Annotated in this window: 10 protein-coding genes; 9 read left to right on the forward strand and 1 reads right to left on the reverse strand. The window is 39.6% G+C overall.

Annotated elements, in window-relative coordinates:
* Position 1: 1 nt before the first annotated feature.
* Positions 2–862 (reverse strand): glucose-1-phosphate thymidylyltransferase RfbA, encoded by an 861-nt coding sequence (rfbA, locus tag DFQ04_RS04670; RefSeq protein ID WP_133553165.1) that lies wholly within the window; start codon positions 860–862, stop codon positions 2–4.
* A 174-nt stretch (positions 863–1036) separates the two neighbouring features.
* On the opposite strand from rfbA, the gene DFQ04_RS04675 reads away from it, so the two are divergent.
* The 9 genes from DFQ04_RS04675 (at position 1037) to DFQ04_RS04715 (ending at position 10165) form a co-directional block, all read left to right on the forward strand.
* Positions 1037–2521, forward strand: a complete 1485-nt coding sequence (locus tag DFQ04_RS04675) for a glycoside hydrolase family 32 protein (protein ID WP_133553166.1) — start codon at positions 1037–1039, stop codon at positions 2519–2521.
* Positions 2522–2587: 66 nt separating this feature from the next.
* Positions 2588–2932: a hypothetical protein gene (locus tag DFQ04_RS04680; protein ID WP_133553168.1), complete on the forward strand. Its 345-nt coding sequence runs from the start codon at positions 2588–2590 to the stop codon at positions 2930–2932.
* A gap of 62 nt (positions 2933–2994) precedes the next feature.
* The gene (locus DFQ04_RS04685; RefSeq protein WP_133553170.1) at positions 2995–3483 is read left to right on the forward strand and encodes a hypothetical protein; all 489 of its coding nucleotides are present in this window, start codon (positions 2995–2997) and stop codon (positions 3481–3483) included.
* 43 nt (positions 3484–3526) lie between these two features.
* Positions 3527–5182 carry an SLC5/6 family protein gene (locus tag DFQ04_RS04690; protein WP_133553172.1) on the forward strand — a complete coding sequence of 552 codons (1656 nt, stop codon included), beginning with the start codon at positions 3527–3529 and terminating at the stop codon, positions 5180–5182.
* Positions 5183–5406: 224 nt separating this feature from the next.
* Positions 5407–5628 carry a (4Fe-4S)-binding protein gene (locus DFQ04_RS04695; protein WP_133553174.1) on the forward strand — a complete coding sequence of 74 codons (222 nt, stop codon included), beginning with the start codon at positions 5407–5409 and terminating at the stop codon, positions 5626–5628.
* Between the two features lie 13 nt (positions 5629–5641).
* Entirely contained in the window at positions 5642–6208 is a 567-nt protein-coding gene (locus DFQ04_RS04700) for an NAD(P)H-dependent oxidoreductase (protein ID WP_133553176.1), read from the forward strand.
* A gap of 3 nt (positions 6209–6211) precedes the next feature.
* Positions 6212–8080, forward strand: a complete 1869-nt coding sequence (locus DFQ04_RS04705) for a monovalent cation:proton antiporter-2 (CPA2) family protein (protein ID WP_133553178.1) — start codon at positions 6212–6214, stop codon at positions 8078–8080.
* Positions 8081–8143: 63 nt separating this feature from the next.
* A complete protein-coding gene (locus tag DFQ04_RS04710; RefSeq protein ID WP_133553180.1) occupies positions 8144–8761 on the forward strand; it encodes a TetR/AcrR family transcriptional regulator in 618 nt (205 codons plus the stop codon).
* Positions 8762–8803: 42 nt separating this feature from the next.
* On the forward strand, positions 8804–10165 hold the full coding sequence (locus tag DFQ04_RS04715; protein WP_133553182.1) for a TolC family protein: 1362 nt from the start codon (positions 8804–8806) through the stop codon (positions 10163–10165).
* Position 10166: the final 1 nt, after the last annotated feature.

Below are 10166 nucleotides of genomic sequence, written 5' to 3' on the forward strand. Positions count from 1 at the left end.
TCTATTTGATCAATCTTTTCAAATAGATTCCATATCCACTTTTCCCAAGCTTTTCAGCAGCTTTCAGAAGTTGTTCTTTTTCGATAAAGCCATTTCTGTAAGCAATCTCCTCAATACAACCGATCTTCAATCCTTGTCTTTCTTCAATTACCTCCACAAACTGAGCCGCTTGAAGTAGAGATTGATGCGTTCCTGTATCCAACCAAGCAGTACCTCGATTCAAAATAGCCACTTGAAGCTTGCCCATTTTAAGGTATTCGTTATTTACATCAGTGATTTCGAGCTCTCCTCTTGGGCTTGGCTTGATATTTTTAGCTATTTCAACAACCTGATTGTCATAGAAATAAAGACCGGGAACCGCGAAATTTGACTTAGGGTTAACAGGCTTTTCTTCGATTGAAATTGCTTTTTGGTTTTCGTCAAATTCAACCACTCCGTAGCGCTCAGGGTCATTCACGTGATAGGCGAAGACCACTCCTCCTTCTGGATTGGTATTCTCCTTAAGCGTTTTATGTAATCCCGATCCGTAAAAAATATTATCCCCAAGGATCAAAGCAACTTTATCATTCCCGATGAATTTCTCACCTATAATAAAAGCTTGAGCCAAGCCATCTGGGCTTGGCTGAACTGCATATTCAAAAGAACAACCCAATTGAGATCCATCTCCCAAAAGCTTTTGAAATGATGCAGAATCCTCTGGAGTAGTGATTATCAAAACTTCTTTGATTCCCGCCATCATCAAAACTGACAAGGGGTAATAAATCATGGGCTTATCATAGACCGGCATCAATTGCTTACTAACTGAAATGGTCAAAGGATAAAGTCGTGTTCCGGATCCTCCGGCTAAAATGATTCCTTTCATAAATGTGAAAAACAGAATAAATACTGGCACAAAGCTATAATCCTAAGCAGATTAAAAAAAACCAATCATAAATAAAGGCCCTGAGATGAAAATGAAATCGATTTAGGCACTTTGGAAAGACCTTTTGGTAGTATTTTTCGGATGAAATTTGATTTCATCCAAATAGCACTGATTATGAAGTATTTCTACACCATCCTATTTTTTTCACTAACTCTCCTCTTATTCTCTTGTAAAAAATCAGAAGTACCGGTTTTCCAAGAAAGTGAACTAGAAACCTATCGGCCTGAATATCATTTTACTCCTAAGAAAGGGTGGATAAACGACCCGAATGGAATGATATTCATTGATGGAGAATATCATCTGTTTTTTCAGTATTATCCAGATAGCACTGTTTGGGGACCGATGCATTGGGGGCATGCAGTTTCAACAGATTTGGTTAATTGGGAAGAAAAACCCATTGGTTTATATCCTGATTCCTTGGGTTATATTTTTTCCGGAAGTGCGGTTTATGATGGAGAAAATACTTCAGGACTTGGTAGTTCAGAGAATCCACCTTTGATAGCCATCTTTACTTACCATGACATGGAAGGAGAAAAATCCGGGAAAACAGATTATCAAAGTCAGGGTATTGCTTTTTCTCTGGATAAGGGAAAAACCTGGACGAAATATGCCGGAAACCCTGTTCTTCCTAATCAAGGAATCAAAGACTTTAGAGATCCGAAAGTCAGGCAAATAATTCATCCTGATGGTCAAAAGTCATGGATAATGACTTTGGCTGTAATGGATAGAATCCAATTTTTTGAATCTCCTGATCTCAAGAATTGGAAATTACTTAGTGAATTTGGACAGGATGTGGGTGCTCATGGAGGAGTTTGGGAATGCCCGGATCTTTTGGAGATGACTGCTCCTGATGGAACAAAAAAATGGGTTTTATTGGTAAGTATAAATCCAGGAGGGCCTCAAAAGGGGTCTGCTACGCAATACTTTATTGGAAACTTTGCAGAAGGAAAATTCACTCCTGATGATACCATGATCCGATGGCTTGATTATGGACCAGACAACTACGCAGGAGTAACTTGGTCCAATCTACCTTCTTCTCAAAACAGAACGCTTTTCATAGGCTGGATGAGTAATTGGCTTTATGCCCAAGTCGTTCCTACAAAATCATGGAGATCGGCCATGACTTTACCTCGAGAATTGTCTTTAATTGATATTAATGGAACCCTCCTTTTACAATCCAAGCCTGCCAAGGAACTGGAAAACCTAAGAAAAGAGGAATATTCCATTTCGAATGAGGAATACCCTCTTCCGTCTCAAGCATTTGAATTAATCGCTGAAGTGGAGGATGAATTTACCCTAGAATTCTCTAATGAACTCGGGGAAAAATTAATCCTTTCCAAGGAATTTGGATTGGTTTCTATCGACAGAACCCGTGCCGGGAAGTCAACTTTCCATGAAGACTTTGCCGCTGTACATTCTTCTCCTATGAGTTGGGAAGCAAGGACTATCCGAGTATTTATAGACGCTTCCTCAATCGAATTATTTGTAAATGAGAGCGAAATCACCATGACCTCACTCCTATTTCCTGGTTCCCCATGGAAGACGGTAAGTCTTAGTAAGGGACTTGAAGATGTCCGAGTATTTTCTCTAAAAAAATAGTCTACGAATACTTCTAAATATCAAAATCAATTCATTTACCTTTGAGTTGGTTTTGTGTTTAAAAAAATGAAAAAACAGGGAATTGCCTTCCTTTTATTCTTCTGCTGGATAGTTGGCATAACTGCTGTTTTTTCCTTTCCTCCCAAGCTCAACCAAGCTTCTCAAAAAGCCCCTATAACCACAAGTGTTAGTGAAATTCAATCCCAGAATATTCACTTCAGGGCATCCCAAGACAGGCCTCAAATTCCTCCCTTTGAAATTGATTGGAGGCTAAGTGCCAAATTGAATTCCACCTGGATTCCGGAATTTAAAGCTGTCCGATCCATCTATTTACCACCTTCCTTTTTTCAAAAATCCAAAGCACTTTTTGATGTGAAAGAAACCTTTATCCGGTTTTTTCACAGCTGGTAGAAAGGTCTTTTTAAGCCCAATAGGGCACTATTTTATTTCCTTTCACCAAAATCTTCTTAAACATGTTCGACATTGAACCTGTGACAATTGTTTTGTCACTTCTATTATTCGGTGCCTTCACCGCACCATTCGTTTACCATTCTTCCAAGAAAAAGAAAAAAACTAAGGCTCTGGAATCCAAACTCAATGAGCTGGCGAAGGCTCAAGGAGCAAACCTTTCTCTGACTGAAATCTGGAGAAATTATTACGTTTTCGGACTTGATCCTGCTAAAAACTGCTTGATCTATTTTCAAGATACTCCCGAATTCTCTCCTATTGTTCTGGATTTGAATGATTTCAAAAAAGTAGGAGTAATCCGAAAAAACCTAGAGTCCAAAAACGAATCCAGTGGACGCCAGATCTTGGATTATTTGGCTTTGGAATTCACGAAAAAGTCAGGCGGGAATTCAATCCAGCTTGAGTTTTATAATGGAGACTTATTTTCTGACCTTATGGGTGAGACTCTTCTCGCCGACAAGTGGTTAGAAATTTTACAAAAACAACTTAAATGATAAATCGGGGGTGGTTCAAACCCATCCCCATTTTTAAAATTTTATGCCAAATAAAAATGAATCTTGGGGATCCAGAACTGGTTTGATTTTAGCCATGGCTGGAAATGCAGTTGGATTGGGAAATTTCTTACGCTTTCCAGTTCAGGCGGTACAAAACGGTGGAGGGGCCTTTATGATCCCCTATCTGGTTTGTTTTATTTTAATGGGCATTCCTCTCCTCTTTACTGAGTGGAGTATAGGGAGATTCGGAGGAAAACTGGGCAATCACAGTACACCTTATATCCTGGATTCCATGAACTCTAAACCCATCTGGAAATACATTGGAGTTTTTGGAATATTCACCAACATAGCTGTGGTGGCTTATTATACCTACATCGAGTCTTGGACCTTGATTTATGTGTTGCATAGCATAGTTGGCACATTTTCCGGAATGGATAAGGAAGCCGTGAGCACCTTTTTCAATCACTATGTCAGTCTTCAGGGCTCTGATTTTGGCATCCCTCTTTTTCCTTTATTCAGTTATGTATTCGTCCTAGGGATAAATGTTTACATCCTATCGACTGGCCTTGGGGGAATTGAAAAAGTTGCTAAAATAGGAATGCCCCTATTGATTCTCTTTGGTGTTATTCTAGCTATTAGAGGATGGACTATGGGATCTGATTTTGCGTCAGCTGAATTTCCCGAGGCAAATGCATGGGATGGAATCAATTTTCTCTGGACTCCACAATATTCCTCTTTAGCTGATCCAAAAGTATGGTTGGCAGCTGCAGGGCAGATTTTCTTTACACTTTCTGTGGGGATGGGATCCATTCAGTGCTACGCATCATACTTAAAGGAAAACGAAGATATAGCCCTAAATTCAGTCACTGCAGGATTTACCAATGAGTTTGTTGAGGTATTGCTGGGAAGCGCTATTGTAATTCCTATTGCAGCGGGATTCCTTGGAATGGACTGGGTATTGGAAAATGCCGGTTTTGGTATGGCTTTCCAGACAATGCCTTATTTATTCCAGCAATGGGGGCCAATTTTCGCTGTTATTGCTGGGGTTTGTTGGTTTGGCTTACTCTTTTTTGCAGGTATTACCTCCTCCTTGGCCATGGGAACACCTTGGATGGGTTTCATGAATGATGAGTTTGGTTGGGGAAAAGTGAAAGGAGCCATTTCTTTTGGATTGGTGGCTTTACTGATGGGAATACCAACCGTTTTATTTTATTCCTATGGCTATTTCGATGAATACGACTATTGGGGAGGAACGGTAAGTTTGGTCATTTTCGCTTTGCTTGAAACTATTCTGTTTTCCTGGGTATTTGGAATGAATAAAGGATGGCAAGAAATCAACAGAGGAGCTGACATCAAAATACCATTGATTTTCAAATGGATAATGACCTATGTGACCCCTGTTCTTTTATTGCTGGTTTTCATTGGGGCTTTGATTACTCCAGAAAATAATGATTGGGCTGGAGCCATCTCAAATCTGCTGCAAGGAAATGCTTGGACTCTGGATTCGGGATCATTAATCTCAAAGCTTACCTTTCAGGACATTTATTTAGAAATGGAAGCAAATCCTTTGGATACCGAATTCTATAAAAAGAAAATCTTCTACTCTGGCTTGGCCCGAACCCAATTACTTCTCCTTTTTGGATTGATTTGTCTTTTGGTTTGGTATTCTAGTTTAACTCGTAAACGCCTACAATCATGAATACTTCCGCACTAATTATAGCTATCCTCACTCAGGGATCCATTCTAGCAATCACTGCCTATTGCTTTTATTTGATTTTGAAAAAGCCATCTTCTGACCAAAACTAGGCTGGAAAAGAGTTTGGAGTAAAGCCTGCTGTGAAAATAGCAGGCTTTTCTTTTTGCCCTGAAATGGAATAAACCAGACAATTTTGGTAATATAGGTTTGATCAAAACCTATAAACTATGTCATCGAATTCCAAAACCTACACAAACGGAGAAGTATCCGTAACCTGGGAGCCAGAAAAATGCATTCATTCCGGTAATTGTGCCCGGGGACTTTTTAAAGTTTTCAACCCCAAACGAAAACCCTGGATAGATATGGATCAGGCTACGAGTGAAGAAATCGTAAACCAGGTCAAGAAATGTCCCAGTGGTGCACTAGGATATTTTTACAACGAGAAATAAAAAGTTTTACTCCATGCGGAAAATCCTAATTCTTTTTGCTCATCCTAAATACGAGCATTCGGATGTCAATCAGGCTTTGCTTGAGAAAGTCAGACCTCTGGAAAATGTTTTAATCAGGGATTTGTACGAGTTATACCCAGATTTTAACATCAATGTCCAAGAGGAGCAAGAGCTATTATTTGAGTATGAGGTAGTGGTATGGCATCATCCCATTTACTGGTATTCCTGCCCTCCTATTCTAAAACAATGGATTGATCTGGTTCTGGAATTTGGATGGGCCTATGGACCTGGAGGGATTTATCTGAAAAACAAATATGTGCTCAATGCGGTGACATCAGGGGGCTCACAGGAAGTCTATGCACATGAAGGAAGAAATAGATTTACCATGGAGGAATTTCTTCGACCCTTCGAACAAACAGCATATCTATGTAACATGAGATATCTGCCCCATTTTCAGGTAGGTGGAACACACCGGATCACTAAAGATCAGCTTTCTCAAAAAACAGAGGAGTACAAAAACCTTATCCTTAGGCTCAGGGATGAAGAAACGATTACCATTCCTTACACTCAAAAGCAATAATCTATGGAAGGATTTTTATTTGATGCGATCATTTACATAATCGCTGCAATCATCTGTGTACCAATTGCTAAAAGATTGGGAATGGGATCGGTCCTGGGTTATTTGATTGCCGGGATTTTGATCGGTCCCTATGCTTTTGGATTTATCCAAGACGGGCAATCAGGACAGGATATCATGCATACCACTGAGTTTGGAGTGGTCATGATGCTTTTTCTAATTGGGCTTGAATTAGAACCTAAAAACCTCTGGAAGATGAGGGATTTAATCTTAAATGTCGGACTTACCCAAGTCTTAGTTACCACCTTCCTAATCGTTGGAGTAGCGATTTTATTTGGAATTTCCTGGCAGATGAGCCTTGCAATGGGAATGGCAATGGCTCTTTCTTCAACAGCAATTGTCCTTCAATCCTTAAAAGAAAAGAATCAACTCGAAAGTCAATCAGGCAAAATGTCTTTCGGAGTTCTTTTGATGCAGGATATCGCAGTGATTCCAATTTTGGCTATCCTTCCACTTTTAGCTACAGCACAGCTGGTAGAAAGCGGGGATTCTCACGGTGGAATTTTGGAAAATCAACCTGGATGGGTTCAGACTTTGATGATTTTTGGAGCCATTGGCGTGGTAGTTCTTTTGGGAAGGTTTGGTTTTGGACCTTTGCTCAACTGGGTTTCCAAAACCAAGCTTCGGGAATTATTCACTGCCTCAGCCTTATTGATTGTGGTCGGAATTGCCTTTTTAATGGGTTTAGTAGGGCTAAGTCCAGCTTTGGGTACTTTCTTGGCAGGAGTCATTTTAGCAAATTCCCCCTATAAGCATGCCCTTGAATCCGATTTGGATCCTTTTAAAGGCTTACTCTTGGGCTTGTTCTTTATGGCAGTTGGAGCCACTATCAATTTTAACCTAATCATCGAGAATCCATTTCTGATTTTTGCAGGAACTCTTGGCGTGATGTTGCTAAAGGTGATCGTGCTTTTTTCGATAGGAAAATTCAAAAAACTCAATCTTCAGGAAAACCTCAGCTTTTCATTTGGTTTGGCTCAAGTCAGTGAATTTTCATTTGTCATTTATGCATTTGCCCTTCAATTGGGGATTCTCACCGCATCATCCTCAGATAGCTTAATGGCCATTACAGCCCTGAGCATGACCTTTACCCCTATTCTAATGCTTGTTTTGGATAAAGCTGTTCTATCCAGAATGGATAAAAAGGATTCCAAGACCAAACGTGAGGCAGATTCATTTGAGGAAAAAAACAATGTGATCTTGGTAGGCTTCTCTCATTTTGGCTCTACCCTTGGCCGCTTTCTAAGGGCAAATGGAATAGAAGCGACAGTTCTAGATTACAATCCAGACCAAGTTGACCTCTTAAGAAAAATGGGTTTCAAGGTTTTCTATGGAGATGCAACACGAGTAGACATGCTTCATTCTGCGGGTGCTGAGGAAGCCAAAATTCTAATTTCTGCTATCAATTCAGAAGAAACCAACAAAAAGCTAATCGAGGTTTGTAAGGAAAACTATCCTCATTTGGAATTGATGATTCGGGCTAAAAATCGCTTCGATGCTTATGAATATCTTGAAATGGGCGAAGAAAATATCTACCGGGAGCATCTGGATACCTCCATCAGAATGGGAGAAGATGCTTTGAAAAAACTAGGATTTAGAGCCTACACCACGCATCGGCTTGCTGCCCAATTCCGAAAATATGATGAGGATGCTTTGCGAATACTGGCCCAATACAAAAGCAATAAGGAAGAATACATCTCCAAAGTCAAGAAGCAAATCGAACAACAGGAAAGCTTCCTTTCCAGCGAATTGAATAAAAAATTCTCCTTGAACGATCATGCATGGGATAGCGAAGCCATGAAAGAACAAAAATAATTTTGAATTTCTTTGGATTATTAAACAGTGTTTAATTATTTTTGACCGTTCAATAAAATTGAAATGGGAATCGCTGATAGAAAAGAGAGAGATAAAGAAGAGTTGAGGGAAAAAATCCTTCATGCTGCCAAAGACCTTTTTTTAATCAAAGGCTTCGAAAAAACCTCTATTCGAAATATTGCTGACCAAATCGAGTACAGCCCAGGAATCATTTACCATTATTTCCGGGATAAAAACGAAATTTTCCATGCCCTTCATCAAGAAGGTTTTCGGCAGTTAATGGCCAAAATGAGCGTATTGGCTTCAGTTCGCAATCCAATTGAGCGCCTCAAAGCCATGGGAAGTATTTATGTAAGCTTCGCCTTGGAAAACCCTGATATGTATGATCTTATGTTTATCAAGGAAGCCCCAATTGATCATGTAATCGACTTAGAACATGACGATTGGAAAGAAGGTGGTGGCACATTCAATTTTCTAAGAGGAACAGTTCAGGAAAGCATAAACCTAGGATATTTCAAAGGTCATGACCCGGAAGCCCTTTCATACATGATCTGGTCTGTAGTTCATGGTATGGTTTCCCTAAGTATTAGGAAAAGATGTGATGTGGTTTTGGCTTCCAGAAAAGACAGCATTGTAAGTGATGCTTTGGATGAATTTTATAAAATCATAGATCGTCTCTAAAAAAATTTACCTATCTATTAAACACTGTTTAATTTAAAAACGATGTATAAAGCTAGAACAGATTACCTAAAAAAAATCCTTTACCTTCTGGTGATTTTTTCCCCTTTGAATTCTTGGGGACAAGGTATTTTAAATCAATATCTCCAAGAAGGCCTAGAACAAAACTTGGTTTTAAGGGAAAAAAACATTGAGCTGGAAAAAAGTCTTTTGGCCTTAAAGGATGCCAAGAGTTATTTCCTTCCAACCGTGGATTTTGGAGCAAATTACACCTTGGCGAGTGGAGGCAGAACGATCAGCATTCCTATTGGCGATCTTTTAAATCCAGTTTATTCGACCTTAAATCAACTAACCGGAAGTAATTCATTCCCACAACTGGAAAATGTTAATGAGCAATTCCTTCCGGATAACTTTTATGACGCGAGAGTCAGAGCTTCCCTCCCATTGATCAATACAGATTTGATTTATCAAAAGGAAATCAGGGAAAAACAAGTGATCCTCTCCGAGTACGAGTTGGATATTTATGAAGCCAATTTGATTCAAGACATCAAGATGGCTTACTATACTTTTTGTACTGCCCACACTGCAATTGAGGTAATCGAAAATGCGAAAGTCCTGGTAGAGCAAAATCTCAGGGATAATCGAATCCTTCTCGAAAATGGAAAAGGTCTTCCCTCCTCTGTACTCAGAGCGGAAAGTGAAGTGGAAAATATCAATGCGCTTTTGATTGAAGCCAAAGCTAAAAGGCAGAATGCAGCGAATTATGTGAATTTTCTCTTGAATCGCCCCATTCAAACCGAAGTGGTTTTTGAGCCTCAGACCCTTGATATGAAGGAATTTGCTGAGCTGATGGGTGAAAATAATATCTCAGGGAGGTCAGAACTTCTTCAGGTCCAAACGGCAGAATCAATCCAGGAAACTATCCTGAAATCCAATAAAAATTACTGGGTACCCAAGTTAAACACCTTTGCAGACATGGGTTCTCAGAGTTTTGATTGGGCCTTTGACAAGCAATCCAGGTACCTACTTTTTGGCTTGAATATGACTGTTCCACTTTATCAAGGAAATAGAAATAGAAACCAAATTCATCGAGGAGAACTCAACTTAAAGTCAGTTCAAAATCAAAAAGAACTCCTCAATGAGAAACTTTCTCTAGATCTCCAATTAGCCAAAAACGAGGTTTTAACCCAGCAGGCTGCCTTACAATCAGCCGAAAAGAAGCTGGAATCCTCTGTTTCCTATTTCCGATTGGTAGATCGGGGATTTAAAGAAGGGGCAAATTCCTTAATCGAATTCCTGGATGCGAGAAATCAATATACCCAAGCCTCGCTTCAAAAAACTATCAGTTCCTACAACCTACTCAAATCTCTGGCGGCTCTTGAGCGCCAACTGACCACTTCAAATTGAA

Origin of the sequence: Algoriphagus boseongensis (genome assembly GCF_004362805.1) — a bacterium.
Taxonomy (GTDB): Bacteria; Bacteroidota; Bacteroidia; order Cytophagales; family Cyclobacteriaceae; genus Algoriphagus; species Algoriphagus boseongensis.

What these genes read in the sequence shown, in the direction of transcription:
- rfbA (WP_133553165.1), bottom strand. Translation starts at nt 862, where the DNA reads ATGAAAGGAATCATTTTAGCCGGAGGATCCGGAACACGACTTTATCCT.
- DFQ04_RS04675 (WP_133553166.1), top strand. Translation starts at nt 1,037, where the DNA reads ATGAAGTATTTCTACACCATCCTATTTTTTTCACTAACTCTCCTCTTA.
- DFQ04_RS04680 (WP_133553168.1), top strand. Translation starts at nt 2,588, where the DNA reads ATGAAAAAACAGGGAATTGCCTTCCTTTTATTCTTCTGCTGGATAGTT.
- DFQ04_RS04685 (WP_133553170.1), top strand. Translation starts at nt 2,995, where the DNA reads ATGTTCGACATTGAACCTGTGACAATTGTTTTGTCACTTCTATTATTC.
- DFQ04_RS04690 (WP_133553172.1), top strand. Translation starts at nt 3,527, where the DNA reads ATGCCAAATAAAAATGAATCTTGGGGATCCAGAACTGGTTTGATTTTA.
- DFQ04_RS04695 (WP_133553174.1), top strand. Translation starts at nt 5,407, where the DNA reads ATGTCATCGAATTCCAAAACCTACACAAACGGAGAAGTATCCGTAACC.
- DFQ04_RS04700 (WP_133553176.1), top strand. Translation starts at nt 5,642, where the DNA reads ATGCGGAAAATCCTAATTCTTTTTGCTCATCCTAAATACGAGCATTCG.
- DFQ04_RS04705 (WP_133553178.1), top strand. Translation starts at nt 6,212, where the DNA reads ATGGAAGGATTTTTATTTGATGCGATCATTTACATAATCGCTGCAATC.
- DFQ04_RS04710 (WP_133553180.1), top strand. Translation starts at nt 8,144, where the DNA reads ATGGGAATCGCTGATAGAAAAGAGAGAGATAAAGAAGAGTTGAGGGAA.
- DFQ04_RS04715 (WP_133553182.1), top strand. Translation starts at nt 8,804, where the DNA reads ATGTATAAAGCTAGAACAGATTACCTAAAAAAAATCCTTTACCTTCTG.